The organism is Alteribacillus iranensis (assembly GCF_900113025.1).
In the GTDB taxonomy this organism is placed as follows: domain Bacteria; phylum Bacillota; class Bacilli; order Bacillales; family Marinococcaceae; genus Alteribacillus_A; species Alteribacillus_A iranensis.
In genome coordinates this window covers 105,339-121,584 of record NZ_FONT01000004.1, presented here as the reverse complement: position 1 = coordinate 121,584, position 16,246 = coordinate 105,339, and the positions used below count along the sequence as shown (strand labels likewise).

The window sequence follows — 16,246 nt, the reverse complement described above, 5'->3', positions numbered from 1 at the left end:
ACTCTTGGCGCTAAGCCTCCTCGGCGGGTTCCTTGCGCTTTTCTACTATGCTTGATGTCGGTTCATCGATCGGTGCCAGGGCTTATTACTGGTTTCAGCTGTGCTTTCACATCTGGGATTTCTCCTTCAAATGGTTCTATATCAACTAGACAGCTTTTTGCGATTGGTCCCTGTGCAAGCGATGAAGTACCTATATCTGGTGTTAAGACGTTAGGGTTACCATGATATTCCAAACTTTCTGGCCCTTCTTTGTCATCTGGACAGAACCATGCGCCTGTCGGTAAGCTGATCACGCGAGGCATAATATCGTCCGATAGGTGAGCTCCTGCAAGGCATGAGCCTCGGTCGTTAAAGATACGTGTGATCATACCGTCTTTAATACCACGTTCCCTGGCATCGGCTGGATGCAAAATGACAGTCTCGTGATCGTGCGTTTTGGTTTCACGACTAAAGCGACTAAAATCCAATTGACTGTGGAGCTTGTTACGTGGTTGATGCGAAACCATGTGTAGTGGAAAGTATTTAGCTCTTGATCCTCCAAGCCATTCACGCTTATCATACCAGCGAGGATGTCCCCGGCAATCATCATATCCGAAAGAATCGATCGTACTTGAAAAAATTTCAATTTTTCCAGATGGAGTTCGCAGTGGATGGTGATTCGGTTGGTTGCGGAACTGAGTAAAGATATTCTTCCATTCCTTCACTTGCGGTTCGATGTTAATCGGTTCTCCGGCCTCCCAAAACTCAGTGAAGGAAGGCAGGTCAATTCCTGCTTTTTTCGCGTTCGCGCGACTCTCTTGATAAATTGTTTCCAGCCACTCCATCTCATCGCGTCCTTCCGTGAAAGCGTCTCGTACCCCCATTCGTTCCGCTAATCCAGAGAAAATGTCGTAGTCGCTCCGGGAGTCAGCATAATGATCTAACGCTTTTTTGGAGGGAGTAATAAAGTAGTCTTTCCCGCAAACGATATCATTTCGCTCCATAAACGTATTAGCTGGAAATATGATATCGGCATGGCGAGCGGTAGCCGTCCAGACAGATTCATTGACAATGACGGTTTCTGGTTTGCGCCAAGCCCTCCGAAGCCTGTTTAAATCTTGATGATGATGAAACGGGTTTCCGCCAGCCCAGTAAATACAATGGATATCAGGATAGGTCCTTGTTTTACCGTTGTAAGTATACGTTTCGCCGGGGTGTAATAACATATCGGCAACACGAGCAACGGGAATAGGCTGTAATACAGAGTTTCGGCCTTGAGGAAGCTTTCCCCATTGAAAAGGGATTTGATTAAAAATATTAGTCCCATTACTCATCCACATAAAGCCGACCCCGCCGCCTGGTTTTCCGAAGGCGCCCAACATGGCAGAAAGAACGACAGCCATCCAATACGTTTGTTCCCCGTGTTCCGCCCGCTGTAACGACAGGCTGACGGTGATTGCCGGACAGTTTGCTGCCGCAAGTCTAGAAGCAAGGCTTTGGATATCGGTTGGATCAATACCAGCGAGAGATGCAGCCCAGGAGGCATCTTTTGGAATTCCATCCGTTTTTCCTAACAAATAAGATTGAAATTCATCGTAACCAACCGTATGACTGTTTATGAATTCAGTGTCTACCCTTCCATTTACTTCGAGTTCATAGGCAATCCCTAACATAATAGCTGTATCAGTACATGGACGCGGAGTTATCCATTCCGTTGCTAGAAAGGAAGGGGTGTCGGAAGCCCACGGGCTAATCGAAATGACTTCCGTTCCCCTTTCCACCAGTTTATCTACTAGATTTTTATCACGGTGATCGCCCACACCGCCTGGCATGTTTTGATTATTGTATCCGCTCATGCCTCCAAACGCAACTAGGTAATCACAGTCCGCTGCTACGTCATCAAGGTTTAATTGCTTTCCTGCCGTAAAGGCATCAATTCCAAGTACATGGGGAATGATGACTTCAGCGGCGGCGGCTGAATAGGAGTTAACGGATCCGGTATATCCTCCAATCATATTGAAAAATCGGTGAAGTTGACTTTGGGCATGATGAAAACGGCCAGCACTCCCCCACCCATAGGACCCAGCGTAGATCCCCGAATTTCCTGCTTTATCCTTTGTTTTTTTCAAAGCGGAAGCTGCCAGGTCAAGGGCCTCGTCCCAACTGACAGGAACGAATGATTCTTTTCCCCGGCGCATCCGATGGTTCGGATCCCCTCGCAAATAACTGGATCGTATCATCGGTTGGGCAATCCGGTAATCAGAATTCGATATATCGTACAAGACATTCCCGATAGGTGAAGGATTGGAATCTTGTTGGGAAGGTTGAACATTTTCTACGACTCCATCTTGGGTCGTAATTTCATAATTGCCCCAGTGAGTCCCCACAAGGGATTTTCTTGTAATAGGCATGATAGATCCACTCCTTGTAAAGATAAAAACGTTTCTACTCATTTTGAATATAGATAAGGCATTACCTATAATTTTAACATTTAGAAAAGTTAAAAAATTTATATTATATACCAATGTGCAAGTTTATCACCATCAAAGCGTGCTGGAATTAAGCAGAGAATAAGCTGCAACATGTTATCGGTGAGCGGAGTTCCTTACTCTCTTACGCCAAAGTAGTATAATGGTAATAAAAAGGAAAAACCTTGTAATTTCAAATGGGGGAAGTGTAAGAAATGGCAGAGAAGGTTAGCCTCATACTGGAAGGTGGAGGGATGAGAGGGGCATACACTGCAGGGGTGCTTGATTTTTTCCATGACGAAGGAGTTGAATTCCCTCTTGTGGTAACCGCATCATCAAGCTCTATTATTGGGAGTTCTTACGTGGCGAAACAACGCGGAAGAAATCAAGAGATACTGAAAACATTGGTGAATAGCACCAATAGTATTTCATATCTACGCATGCTTCGTCAGAGAGAATTATTTGGGATGGACTTTATCTTTCACACGATTCCTAATGAACTCCTTCCTTTTGATTTTGATACATTTTCTCAATCAAACACGACCTTTGTGGTGAGTACCACGGATATTCATACCGGGGAGGCCGTTTATTATGATACCTACCCCACGAAAAAAGATTTACTCACGGTCATGCGTGCCTCCAGTTCATTGCCGATGTTAGCTAGTAGTGTGAGATATCAAGAGAAGGAATTGATGGATGGCGGAATTGCGGATCCTATTCCTATCACACCTGCTACCATACAAGGCTATAAAAAGCACGTTATCATTTTAACGAGAAATGAAGGTTATGTTAAAAAAGCAACCAAGTTAAACTGGTTATTTAAACATGCTTTTAAAGACAAATATGACTTTCGCCAAGCATTAAAAAATCGACATAACAAGTACAATCAAACGATGGAACTGGTAAAAGAAATGGAGAAGCGGGGAGACGTATTGTTGATTCAACCAGAGGAACCTTTACAAGTTAGGAGAACGGAACGAAAAAAAGAGAAATTGTATCAACTGTACCAACAAGGTTACCAAGAAGCAGAAACGTACAGAGAACAACTGCATCTCTTTTTGGGGGGAGATGATCAAACCAAAGCCTTATAGCTTTTTTTATTGAATGAAGCGTCTTTTGAAGAGATAAGAAGAAAAATACATGGAGATATTTTAGCGGAGAGGTTGGAACAAAAGTATTTAAATGAAAGATAAATCCGAACAACTTATGTTGTCGCTTTGTCAAAATACTTCGCTTTCCGCGGGCACGGCTTCAGCTTCCTCGGAAAGCGAAAACGCCTTTCCTGCGGGATCTTCAGCTCGTGCTGTTCCCGCTGGAGTCTACGTATTTTGACTACGCTGATACACTGCGTTTATGAAACGGGTGACTCCTCCAACATGTGATCGTTCGTCTTTAGAGTTGACTATTCTAGTTTTGTCCCAGCCTCTTAGTATTTTAACAGTGATAGTGATGCCCTCGAACATTTTGAATGATCCCTAATGAAGAAGGCAGTTCACTAGGATTGCACATACTTACATTAGAATCCTATGTTGAGGAGATTATCAATGTTGTTCCGCAAAGCGAAAAAGAATAGAAAGCTGAATAGTAAACAAGGAGCGGACAAGGCGTCCAGCACGTCTGCCCCTCCGTTTGGTGAAAAAGAAGTTGTTGAGAATCTTGATGAAATGATAGAACTGATTTTCCAATTGTTAGGGGAAAATGCTGATTTCGTGACTAGAGAGCTAACTATTTTTGGAGAATATCGTGCTGCTGTGTTTTTTATGTCAAGTTTAGTAGATCAGGCTGAAATTCATCAGCAAATAATGAAACCACTCATGATCTTGCCCGATGATCTTTCTTTTGATGAAATCCTCCAAACAGATATCATTCCAATAATAGCGAATGAATCGCTTTACCATAGTGAAGTGTCACTTGAATCAAGTACTGCAGCCTTGGTTGATGCCATATTGATTGGTGAAACAGTAGTTGTAATTGAGGGAAAAAGACAAGCTTTTCGTATTGATACCCGCAACATTGCGAAAAGATCAGTAACCGCCCCGGAAACGGAACAAGTCATTATAGGACCTCGTGAAGGGTTTATTGAGCAGATAGAGACGAATATGGGTTTGCTTCGATACCGGCTTCCTAATCGTGCTTTTTGTATAAAAACAACGAAGCTTGGAAAGCTGACAAAAACAACGGTAGCTATATGTTATGTAAAAGGGGTTACGAATCAAAAAATTGTGCAAGAAGTGGAACAAAGGTTAAGCCAAATTGATATTGATGCAACCCTTGACGTTGGTACAATAGAACAGTTTATTGAAGATAATTCATTTTCCCCTTTCCCGCAAACGTATTTAGCTGAGCGGCCGGATAGTACAATTGGCAACCTAATGGAAGGAAGAGTAGCCATTTTGGTGGATGGATCGCCGTTTGCTTTATTAGTTCCTGTTGTCTTTAATCAGTTTTATCAAACCATGGAAGACTACACGAGCCGGTTTTTATTAGGAAGTTTTACACGGGTTATTCGTGTACTTGCTCTTGTGTTTTCTATTGTTGTTCCATCTTTGTACGTTTCGTTAATATCTTTTAATCCTGAACTATTTCCGACTCAATTTGCGGTTGCTGTGGCCGGGGGACGAGCAGGGGTCCCATTCCCAGCTGTTATCGAGGTCCTCCTTCTGGAAGGGGCCATGGAAGTATTGCGAGAAGCAACCATACGCTTACCAACACAAATTGGCAGTGCGTTATCCATTGTTGGAGTGTTAATTATAGGGCAGGCAGCCGTAGAAGCAGGTTTTTCAAGTCCGATCACTATTGTGGTAATTGCTTTAACGACAATTAGTTCTTTTGCCACTCCTGTTTACAGTGCTTCTTTTGCCTTTCGTATTTTACGTTTTCCATTAATTATATTAGCGGGAAGGTTTGGACTTTACGGGGTCGTCATAGGAATACTTTTCATATTTAATCACATGTTGTCTTTACGGTCTTTTGGTGTTCCATATATGAGCCCAGTGGCACCTGGGAACGCACAGGGAATGAAAGACGTGGTTATTCGAAGTCCTTTTCAATGGATGACAAAAAGGCCAGCTTTTCTTCACCCTCTAGATAGGGACCGTGTCGGCTCGAAGGATGAATAGTCACACCTAATTACCCATAGGAGGAAAAGAAACATGTCCAATTCTCGAGAAATAACGGCTGTGGAAGCTGCAGCCATTCTTATCAATTCTGTGCTCGGTATTGGCATTTTGAATATGCCTCGCTTTATGGTGGAAGCTGCTGGAACGGGAGCTCCTATTGTAACGATTATAGGGGTTCTTTTTGTTTTCATTAGTGTGTGGGGAATTACGAAACTAGGAATGAGCTTTCCTACACAATCAATTGTCCAATATAGCGAAAGAATTATTGGGAAATGGTTGGGGCGGGCATATATATTTATTGCGATTATCGTATTCATTTTTGCAGCCGGCCTGCTATTAAGAGAATTTAGCGAAGTATTAAACACAGCGGTTTTATTTGAAACTCCTATTGAAGTTTCAGCACTTGTTATTCTTTTCTTAGCTGCCTATTTCACTCGAGATAGCTTAAATACGTTTGCTTACATACACCTTTTCTATGCTCCCTTTATTTTTATTCCAGGTATAATTATTGCGGCCTTGTCCATTCCAAAATATAACTATCTTTACTTGCAACCGTTGTTTCGGGTAGAAGTAAACGAATGGTTCACGGGAATTACGTCGATGGCACCTATGTTTCAGGGAGTTTTTGTCCTGACTATCATTATTCCATTCATGAAACAACCCGGGCTTGTTATGAAAGCGTCCTTTTGGGGGACAGCTCTGGCTGGGGGAGTCTATGTCATCACTGTCATTAGCGCACTTGCCATTGCTGGACCAGAAGAACTGAAAACGATGATGTGGCCGGCTTTGGAACATGCAAGGTCAGTGGAGGTACCAGGCAATTTTTTGGAACGACTGGGTATCGTGTTTTTAATCACCTGGGTTATTGCTGTATTTACTACTATTTTTTCCTATTACATGATCATCGTGAATGTATTACGACAACTGTTCCGCACACAAGATCATCGTATGTTTTCATTTTTTCTTTTTCCCCTTATTTTTGGTGTCGCGATGATACCAGAAAATGTGGTGCAGCTATATAAAGGGGAGATGGCAAAAATCGTTAACTGGATGGGAGTAATGTTTTTAATGGGTTTTCCCCTTCTTTTAGTGATTGTAATGAAACTCCGTGGCCTGCCTCTGAAAGGAAGTGGGAAGAAAAGTGATTAATCCACGGATTTATTTCTTTTTTTCACTTTTTGTATTTGTACCTCTTCTTTCAGGTTGCTGGGACAGTCTAGATGTAGAAAAAAGAGCAAGTGTTTTAGGGATCGCTATTGATAAAGTAGACCCTGCAGAGGCTAAGAAAGAGGAAAATCAAATCTCGCATTTAAAGGAAGAGGGGGAGTCGTCGAATGAACAATATATTCGCTTAACTGCCCAGATTGCAGTACCAGGACGCGTTCCTCTTAATGCCCTTGCCGGGGGAGGAGAAGGAGGAGCCCAGGAATCAGTGTGGGTCCTTTCTGTGGTTGGACATTCACTAGATGACGCCATCTTAAATTTGCAGCAGGAGGTGGCTGATCCCCTTTTTTTCGGCCATTTACGAATCATTGTCTTTAGTGAAAAGGTTGCAAGCGAAGGGGTGCAGAAATTTAATGATTATTTGAGGCGACAACCACAAGTCAGAAGAACGGCTTGGATGGCTGTATCGAAAGAAAACGCAAAGAAATATATGGAGATAGCACCGGAACTGGAGCCGATACCAGCCTTATACCTCTCTAGTATGGTGGAAGATGCCGTGGGGGCTGGTAAATTACCCTATGATTCGATCGGTATTTTCTGGATAGCTCTTTCTAACCTAGGACAGGATGGTTTTCTTCCTTACTTAACGATAGGTGAAAAACACAATGTTCGTGTGGAAGGAGTTGGATATTTTACCGGCGATAAAATGAAGGGCACCATCGAACCAATTAAAATTGGACCTCTAATGACTATTTTAGGGGAAGAACAAGGTGGTTATGGGTTGATGACTAATATGCCTGGTACAGAAGACAAAGTATTAGTTCGAGCTACCAAAAGACGCTCAAACATAAAAACAGCAATAAAAAACGAAGAGAAACCAGAGATTCGGATAAAAATTCGGTATGATGTTCGAATAGAGGAAAACGAGAGTCCAACTTATTCATTAGACAGCCCAGAAATCATTCGAAAAATTGAAGACCGATATTCCGAAGAGGTCAAGGACGCCTATGAACAATTTATTCAAGACATGCAAAAAGAAGGATCCGACATTTTTGGGTTTGGAGAATATATACGTGCAAAGCAGCCAACATATTGGGAAAAGAAAGTGAAGACCCAAGAACAATGGCGTTCCATTTATACCTCGCAACTGGATGTGCAAGTGGAGGTTCAAACCCGTATTACTCAAATAGGTATGAAGGAACAATAATAGGGAGGGGGTTATGTTATGGTTGGGACGAGCTTTACCTATTTTGTGACCCTTTTACTTATTACTGGTGGGCTTGTTCTGTTTTTCGATAGAAGAACCTACAGAAAAAATAACATGAAAAAAGAAGTGGCATTTGCAAGAGTACTGGGATGGGGGAATATTCTTGTTGGTGTTGTTCTTTATGTTGGAAATTGGGTTTATCAAAATTATTTTTGGTGGTAAGCGGGCGTCTCCATGTTCAAGTCTAAGAACCTTATCAATTCAAAGTTTAGACAAGCTTTATACAGCATTCACTCTCAGTTTACACTTTCCTTTTATACTTGAGATGAGAATAAGAGGAAGGATGTGGCAATAATGAAGAATCGAAATTTCTTGTTTTTTATGCTGTTCGCTTTTGTCGCAATGAATCTCTTAGGACCTATTGCTACGGCTGCACCGCATGATAATTGGCTAAAGAGTAACAAAATGGAAATTAGTGCTCATCGTGGTGCTCAAGTAGCTGCTCCGGAAAACACATTGGAAGCCATCACCCAAGCTGGTAAACTAGGCTATGGTTTCGTGGAAATTGATGTAAGAAAGACGAAAGATGGTCACTATGTTCTCATGCATGATGAAACGATTGACCGGACCACTACCGGTTCGGGTTCAGTCCAAGACTTAACTTTAGAGGAAATTCAAAGGCCTTCCATTGTTGATAAAGAAGGAAACGTGACAGAACATAAAGTACCAACTTTGATGGAAGCGTTAGAGGAAGCACAGAAATACAAGCTCGGTGTTAATTTTGATGGATCAAAAGGGAACTGGGGAGACAAGGAATTTGTGGATGGAATAATGGAAGAAGCGGAGGAAGCGGGAGTATTAAATCATTCGTTCTTTGTCCTAAGTGACAGGGAAGTCCGAGATCAATTCCACTCCTGGTATCCAGAAGCAACGCTCACTTTTCTAGGAAATGCATTAGAAAATGTAGAGGAAGATATGAAAGAATTAAAGAAATATGAGAACGCTCTTTATACAACATCGATCCATAATATTGATAAAGAAACAGCAAAAAAGATAAAAAAAGCGAAGTTGAAATTGCACGTCTATCAAGTAAACTCCGCTGAGACATATGGGAAAGCAAAGAAAATACATCCACGATTGATGGAAACAGACGTTATTATTCCTTAATGATCCTAGTACAACATGGCCGTTTTTTTCATAAAGGAATGGCGACACGATATGAAACAGATTGTAGGTAAGGGTTCGGTATTTTACCAAACTCTTATCTTTTTATGTTCTATGATATTAGGGCTACTTGTTAATCTTTCTATAAAACAGGAAGCAAAAAAATTGCAAACATCCAATTATTTCAAGTCTCCGTCCGTTAATGGATAAAGCAAAAGGTGTATTTTTTCTTTCATAGTTATATTCGCTTAATAGGGAGCTCAGAATACGTATGATTTGTTCCTAGTGATGATGCAAAATGTGGAATAATATTACTCCACATAAGGGTATAGAAAATTAGGTGATTAATAAAATGAGTGAATACGTGCCTATCAAAGTTTCTGGAGAAGCAAAAATAAAGGGAACAAATGCCACCGTGTCTGATTATTGGCGCTGGGCCTATTCAGACTTGTTAAGTAACCGAAACAGAGGAATCCTTGCTGAATTTTTAGTTGGTAATGCTTTAGGATTAACGGATACACCTAGAATTGAATGGGATAAAGCGGACTTCGAATATCATGGTAAACGGATAGAAGTGAAATCAGGAGCTTATATCCAGGCATGGAAACAAAAGCAACTTTCCAAAATTATCTTCAACATTCCAAAAGCAAAGTCTTGGGATTATAAGACAGGTGAAATGAGCCAGGATTCTAAACGGAACTCGGATTGTTATGTATTTTGCGTATACCGGGACCAAGATAAAACGAATTATGATGTCTTGGATGTCTCTCGCTGGGAATTTTACGTAGTATCGACTGATTTTCTTTCTTAATCAACACTTTTTTGAACGTACATCCATTTCATTATCAACGATACAAAAATCATGCGAGGCAACGAATTATGAACATTTAAAAAGTAACATTGATAAAGTATTAAATGGTGGCACTAGTTAAAAATATGACGATTTTTTAAAGGAATCCTTCGACTAGAAGACTAGTTGAAGGTTTTTACGTCATTTGTTCGTTTGAAGTACACTCTAAGTGAACAAATGAAAATCCTATCATAACAATGGTTTCACGTGTTCAAACAGACTTGTTCATTAACATAAGAAAAATGACTTTTAGTTATCCTATTATATAAAGAAATTAGGACGTGTTTCTCCCAAATTAAATATAACAAGGAGTACAGTTTACTTACTAAAAGTAAATAAAAATCATAGATTATAATACTTATAATGGTATAATTATCCTATGATTAATTGCGATCGGGGGGGCAAATGTTTGAAGTTTGAAAAACTGCACATAAAAAATTTTAGAAATTTTAAGGATGTAACGGTCGATTTGAGCAATAAGAATGTGGTTTTTGGTATGAATGACGTAGGAAAAACAAATTTCTTATATGCAATAAGGTTTTTATTTGATAAACAAATGAGAAAGAATGGGTTTACGGATACAGATTTTTACCAAAACGATACAAGTAATCAGATTCAAATTACCGTTAAACTGGACTTATCTGATTATGAGGAAAGCACGGATACTAAGAAGCTGGTGGCTAAAGCGAAAGATGCAAGGACTTCCGAACAACTAAATAGTTTTTATATCAGAATTAATTCGGAATACCTTGAAAGTGAAGGTTACGGTGAACCCTTGCTTTATTGGGGGAGCGATTTAGATAATTTACAAGAGATACCTTCTCGAGGGATTTCTTTTACTTTGGATAGCCTGTTTAAAGTCGTTTATGTTACTCCTTTAATTGAGCTAAACTCAATATTTAATAAAAATAAAAAAGCTTTATTTGATGAATCAAGGGAAAATGATAGTGACAAACAGATTATGGATGATATTAAAGGCTTAACAACTGATTTGAACAATAAAATAGGTGCTATGTCTGTCATTCAAGGTTTTCAAACTGATATTACTGAAGAGTATAAAACGTTTAAAAACGAAAAGATAAATGTTGAAGTGAAATCAGAAATGGCAATCAGAGGTTTTTATTCAGATCTTATACCATATATCAAACGTGATGGTGATGAAAATTATTACCCAACATCGGGGGACGGTAGGAAAAAAATATTATCATACTCTATTCTGAACTATATTACTAAAAAAGAACATGAGGACAAAATAGTAATATATCTGATTGAGGAACCAGAAAACAGCTTACATAGATCGATGCAGATCGCTCTCTCAAAACAGTTGTTTAAAAAAGATAACTATAAATATTTTTTTATGTCTACACATTCTCCTGAATTGCTATATGAGATGGAAGACAATAGATTAATCAGGATACACTCAAAAGATAAAATAGTCTGTGATTCCTATCTTTATAACATAGAGGATCTATATAGGAATGTTAAAAGGAAACTAAATAAAGATATGGCTTCAGCAGTATTTTCAAATAAAGTTCTTTTAGTTGAAGGGCCCTCAGAAAGAGTTTTATTCGAAAAAATTTTGGATGAAATATATCCAGAGTATGAATTAGATGGCGGGTTCATACTTGAAGTAGGAGGTATATATTTTTCTAAATATGTCGAAACGTTAAGCGCTTTAGGGATTACTGTGTTAGTGAAAACTGACAATGATCTAAAAAAGAAAAAAGGATCTGAAAATGAATATGAGCTTTTAGGTATAAATAGGTGTCTAAAGCTGATGGGTGAAAAAGAATTAAATAATATCACTGTTGAAGTGTCTTCAGATATGTCAAAAAAGGAAAAAGAAAGAATACTAACTACCCGAAAAAAAGAGCTTTTTACTCAAAACCAAGAAATCGTTCAATCCCTTATAGATAATAAAATTTATCTTTCAGAAGTGGATCTGGAGAATGACTTAAGTATTATAATTGGAAGTGATTTTGATTATGATATTGTAAAGTATCTTCAGGAGAGTAAATTGTTTAATATGGCAGAGTTTATCAATAGTTTAGACGAGGAATTGTGTAGGTCAGTTTTTGACAGTGCAGAATTTCGATGTTTAAGGGATATGGTTTCCGATGAGTGATACATTAAATAGAAAAGCAATTTTAGAGGATGAAGAGAACATAGTGGTAAGTGCTGGTGCAGGGTCTGGTAAGACAACCATTTTGATTAATAAGTTAAATTTAGAAATCGAAGAAAATAAGACACATTATAAAGTTGCAGCAGTAACATTTACTAACAAGGCAGCAGAGGAGTTAAAAGACAAGTTAGGGAAGGCTGCTCAAGGTCATTTTTTTGGTACTAATGACAGTTTTGTAGAACAAGAAGTAATTAGGCCATTTATAAAAGATGCTTATGGTAATAAGTTTTCCGGTGATTTTGAAACAGAATACTACACTACTAAGTTCCGGTCTTTTCAAAAAGGCTTAAAAGAATTAAAGAACAAAAACATTTTAGGGACTTATTATGAAAAGAAGAGAAACTTCAAATTTGAGTTGGCAATAGACATATTGAACAACTCTGCTTCAGCCAAGCAGTATTTACAAGCAAAGTATTTTCGTATTTTTATTGATGAATACCAAGATAGTGACACAGACATGCATAGTTTTTTTATGTATCTCAAAGAACATTTACATATAAATATGTTCATCGTAGGGGACCCAAAGCAATCAATATATGAATGGCGCGGAGCCAATCCAGAAAACTTTAGAAATTTGTTAGTTTCTGGTCATGAGTTTAATACTTATGAATTAACCCAAAATTTCAGGTGTAGTATAAGTATACAAAACTATGCTAATTTATTCTTTACTCATACTTGTAAACAATTTCAAAGAAGAGAAGAAAAAGTAGTAGACGTTATCGGTTTGACTAACTCATATACTCTTGAGGATCTTTATGATAATAATTATCTTGATCCCAATAAAGAATTGACTATATTAAGACGGAAAAGAAATGATGCTGAAAATATTGCCATTAATATGAATAAGCACGGGCATAATTTTTCATATATTCCTAGAACACCTTTGGATAAGGCTACTAAAAATTCTAGAGTGCTAAAAGAGCTTGCCGCATACTCTAAAGATAAGAAACACTCTGTTTATCATGTAATAAATAATTTAGGTATTGATTTAAGTGCTAAAGAAATTAGAGAGATAGAAAGTGAAATAGATATATTGAAAAATGATCACGTTAACTATCGACAAATTACAGGGATGTTAGAAAAATTGTCTAGTTTACTTCAAATAAACATTTTAGAAGATGAATTAGATTCTTTTACTAAAGTTATTTATACAGACGAATACGACGTTGCCTTTAAAGGCGATAGTAGTATTAATAAAGCGATGACTTTACATTCTTCTAAAGGTTTGGAGTTCGACCAAGTATTGTTTTTCGCTTCAGATCTAAAAGTATTTAAAGGTGAAGATTTAAATGAACACTATGTCGCGACCACACGCGGAAAGGAAAAACTAATAATCGTTTTAGATGAAGAAAGTTATCTTAATTACTTACAAGAATTAATACAAGGGCTAGGCTTAGATTCTTTAGACGAGTTAATAAAAATTATCTAAATTGAAGTAGCTTAGTAAAGAATGAGGGGGATATAATGACAATCAAAAGGGATCCAAAAACAGAGGGATTTATTGATTCATTACCAAAATTACAGAGTAAAATCTATAGATATATGAGGGGGAAATATGATGAAATAACTGATTATGGGGACCATTACGATGTAGAAACACAAGATGATGAAGTGGCTAGATTAGCCAGTGAAAAATTCAATATTACAGAAGAGGAAGCTGGAGATTTATATGAGAAAACAGAAATTCAAATAAGTAAATTTCACTCCAGCAGGTAATAGTCTCAAAAAGTTTTAGCTATAACTTTTTGTTTACACATTTCAATGTCTTTTATTTACGTATCTATAAAATGTAGCTCTACTTACACCAGCAGCATCCAATATCTCCTGAATACTGTATTCTTTACTATCATACATCTTAAAGGCCAATTCCAGCTTGGATTGGTCTTTTCTTGGCCTTCCGCCTTTTCTTCCGCGGGCTCTTGCTGCATCCAGTCCAGACTTTGTGCGTTCCGAGATAATATCCCGTTCAAACTGAGCAAGCCCACTAAATATGGTGAATACAAGTTTTCCCATAGCCGTTGTGGTATCAATGTTTTCATTAATGGAAACGAAGTTAATGCCTTTCTCCTGGAAATCATTGATTAGATCTACTAAGTGTTTTGTGCTTCTCCCTATCCGATCGAGTTTGTAAACGACGACAGTATCTCCTTCACGGAGATACCTGAGCATTTCATTAAATGCCGGCCGATCTTTTTTGGTCCCCGTTATTTTTTCCGAGAAGATATTTTTCTCTTCAACCCCATATTTCTTTAGCGCATCAAACTGCATATGTAGATTTTGATCTTTGGTACTGACTCGAGCATAGCCAAATAACATTTTTGTAACTCCCTTTTGAAACTTGAGTTTTACCCAAAAACTGGGAATTTTTAAAAGTTTCATATGTTCATCTGCTTTGTCTCAAAAACGAACATTTTTGATTGTTGAGGTAGAATTACAATAACCCTGGGCCTAACGATTCACATAAAAAAGCTTTCTACTTGATGGGTTACACGGCAGATAACGTTATTTTTTTGAACCGATTCGGTTAGGATAAATCCTGTAGTAAATGTAAATGCAGGGCTGCTTGCAAAGCAAACCAAAGCTCAGAAACATCGGTAATATTATTTAAGTCCCGTCCCGTAATTTCTTCTATCCGCTTAATACGATAAACAAGGGTTTGTTTGTGTATATGCAATTCTTGGGCAGCGCTTTTCCACGAACGATTTTCACGTAAATAAATGTAGAGTGTTTTTATCATTTGGTTGTCGCAACCGGTATCGTATATTAATAATTCACCCAATATGTTGTCAACCAATTGCTGAGCTTCCACCCTATTTCGAGGTAAAAAAGGGGAAATGGGTAATTCTTCTCTATAGTAAACAATAGATTTGTTATGAGTCTCGGCTGAGCGTAACGCCCATAGGGATTCTTGATACGCGTCTGGTGAACGTGAAATTCGATCAAGTGTATCACTTACACCCATTCGGACATTACTTGGTAATTCATCCTGTAAACTGGTTAATGTTTTCTCTGTCATTGGGAGCAAGACAAGTAGAACATTCTCTCGATACGTTAATAAGTGCGGAATTCCCTGGGCATGCAAATGAACATGCAACCATGAATGTTCAAAAGGCTGTCCATCTGCTGAACACACAACCATACATAATGGCCCTTCCTTTAATCCATGTTCAGCTAATAGAATGGAAGCGGCCTCATCTGTTATTTGTCCTTCAATCATCCCGGCTAGTATCTCAGATCCTAAACGTCTTTGGCGTTCATGGATCGTCGTATTTTTCTCCACTACAAGACCTGCTACGGTTGCAACATGACGTAATACCAAATTGTTAGGAGAGTCCGTTAGACTTCGCGAAATGACAAGAAGTTGTGCCGGTCGATAAGAGGGAACAGACATCAGGACAGTGGCACGTCCATTCCACTTTAAACGTCTTATAGATATTGACTTATTGCTTGTAAGTATATCTTTAAGGTTATCGATTAAATCGTTGTTTAAATGATTAAATAGAGGTTTTTTGTTCACGGGATCAATGACATACATATCGCAGTTTATAATCTCTCCCAGCTTATCAACAATCTGATCTGGTGTTGTATTTTGAATGGATTCACGTACAATATCGTAAATTCTTAAAGCCTGTACGACCTGAGCATGATCCTGATTAGAATTTGCAATGGACACGGCTTTAGAAAAGGCAATCCAAGGTACATCATAATCGGTTAATAGAATAGGAAAACCTTTATGATTAGCGGCTAGTAGTAATCCATCAGATAATTCAGGAGCATGCAAATCTTTACCGATTGCTAATCCACTAGCGCCTGCTTTCCACAAAAGATGTAAATATGCCTCTTGATCTTTTTCATTATCGGTGAAGACCAAACCATTCGTCATAACTATTTCGCCGCCTGTTAACCATGGAGTAGGGTCTTTTAATTCACAAACGTGGGCCCACGTCACCTCATTTTCTAAACCGGTTGTTCCAGCGATAATCGTTGTTTTCAAATGTGGGTTGTTTATAAGCTCACGTACAGTAATTGTCATCCTCTCATCCTATCGTATGAATAATTTTATAAGGTTTGTATTTTTGAATAATTGTTTTTCTATAGACACACTTCTATAAT

The 16,246-nt window shown here is 38.5% G+C and carries 13 protein-coding genes; 10 read left to right on the top strand and 3 right to left on the bottom strand.

What is annotated here, in order from left to right; all coding sequences use genetic code 11:
* Nucleotides 1-62: 62 nt before the first annotated feature.
* Nucleotides 63-2,390 (bottom strand): molybdopterin-dependent oxidoreductase, encoded by a 2,328-nt coding sequence (locus BM095_RS10385; RefSeq protein WP_218151627.1) that lies wholly within the window; start codon nucleotides 2,388-2,390, stop codon nucleotides 63-65.
* Between the two features lie 272 nt (nucleotides 2,391-2,662).
* Here BM095_RS10385 and BM095_RS10380 point away from each other — a divergent pair, with 272 nt between their 5' ends.
* The 10 genes from BM095_RS10380 to BM095_RS10335 all read left to right on the top strand — a co-directional run bounded on the left by BM095_RS10380 (nucleotide 2,663) and on the right by BM095_RS10335 (nucleotide 13,849).
* Nucleotides 2,663-3,538, top strand: coding sequence for a patatin-like phospholipase family protein (locus BM095_RS10380; protein WP_091661296.1), 876 nt, complete (start codon nucleotides 2,663-2,665; stop codon nucleotides 3,536-3,538).
* A gap of 453 nt (nucleotides 3,539-3,991) precedes the next feature.
* Nucleotides 3,992-5,566, top strand: a complete 1,575-nt coding sequence (locus BM095_RS10375) for a spore germination protein (protein ID WP_091661293.1) — start codon at nucleotides 3,992-3,994, stop codon at nucleotides 5,564-5,566.
* A gap of 33 nt (nucleotides 5,567-5,599) precedes the next feature.
* Nucleotides 5,600-6,715, top strand: a complete 1,116-nt coding sequence (locus BM095_RS10370; protein WP_091661291.1) for a GerAB/ArcD/ProY family transporter — start codon at nucleotides 5,600-5,602, stop codon at nucleotides 6,713-6,715.
* Nucleotides 6,708-7,937 carry a Ger(x)C family spore germination protein gene (locus BM095_RS10365; protein ID WP_177194786.1) on the top strand — a complete coding sequence of 410 codons (1,230 nt, stop codon included), beginning with the start codon at nucleotides 6,708-6,710 and terminating at the stop codon, nucleotides 7,935-7,937. Before BM095_RS10370 ends, BM095_RS10365 begins: the two co-directional genes overlap by 8 nt.
* A gap of 18 nt (nucleotides 7,938-7,955) precedes the next feature.
* On the top strand, nucleotides 7,956-8,159 hold the full coding sequence (locus tag BM095_RS10360) for a CLC_0170 family protein (RefSeq protein WP_091661286.1): 204 nt from the start codon (nucleotides 7,956-7,958) through the stop codon (nucleotides 8,157-8,159).
* Nucleotides 8,160-8,291: 132 nt separating this feature from the next.
* Nucleotides 8,292-9,104, top strand: coding sequence for a glycerophosphodiester phosphodiesterase family protein (locus tag BM095_RS10355; protein WP_091661283.1), 813 nt, complete (start codon nucleotides 8,292-8,294; stop codon nucleotides 9,102-9,104).
* A 349-nt stretch (nucleotides 9,105-9,453) separates the two neighbouring features.
* Complete coding sequence (locus tag BM095_RS10350; RefSeq protein WP_091661280.1) at nucleotides 9,454-9,912, top strand: hypothetical protein; 459 nt, start codon at nucleotides 9,454-9,456, stop codon at nucleotides 9,910-9,912.
* 448 nt (nucleotides 9,913-10,360) lie between these two features.
* The gene (locus BM095_RS10345; protein ID WP_091661277.1) at nucleotides 10,361-12,076 is read left to right on the top strand and encodes an ATP-dependent nuclease; all 1,716 of its coding nucleotides are present in this window, start codon (nucleotides 10,361-10,363) and stop codon (nucleotides 12,074-12,076) included.
* A complete protein-coding gene (locus BM095_RS10340; RefSeq protein WP_091661275.1) occupies nucleotides 12,069-13,562 on the top strand; it encodes an ATP-dependent helicase in 1,494 nt (497 codons plus the stop codon). The genes BM095_RS10345 and BM095_RS10340 overlap by 8 nt, the downstream gene beginning before the upstream one ends.
* Before the next feature lie 35 nt (nucleotides 13,563-13,597).
* On the top strand, nucleotides 13,598-13,849 hold the full coding sequence (locus BM095_RS10335; protein ID WP_091661272.1) for a hypothetical protein: 252 nt from the start codon (nucleotides 13,598-13,600) through the stop codon (nucleotides 13,847-13,849).
* Between the two features lie 42 nt (nucleotides 13,850-13,891).
* On the opposite strand, the gene BM095_RS10330 is transcribed toward BM095_RS10335, so the two are convergent.
* Together BM095_RS10330 and BM095_RS10325 are read right to left on the bottom strand one after the other, a co-directional pair.
* Nucleotides 13,892-14,449: a recombinase family protein gene (locus BM095_RS10330; protein WP_091661269.1), complete on the bottom strand. Its 558-nt coding sequence runs from the start codon at nucleotides 14,447-14,449 to the stop codon at nucleotides 13,892-13,894.
* Between the two features lie 208 nt (nucleotides 14,450-14,657).
* Complete coding sequence (locus BM095_RS10325; RefSeq protein ID WP_091661266.1) at nucleotides 14,658-16,166, bottom strand: PucR family transcriptional regulator; 1,509 nt, start codon at nucleotides 16,164-16,166, stop codon at nucleotides 14,658-14,660.
* Between the last annotated feature and the right edge of the window lie 80 nt (nucleotides 16,167-16,246).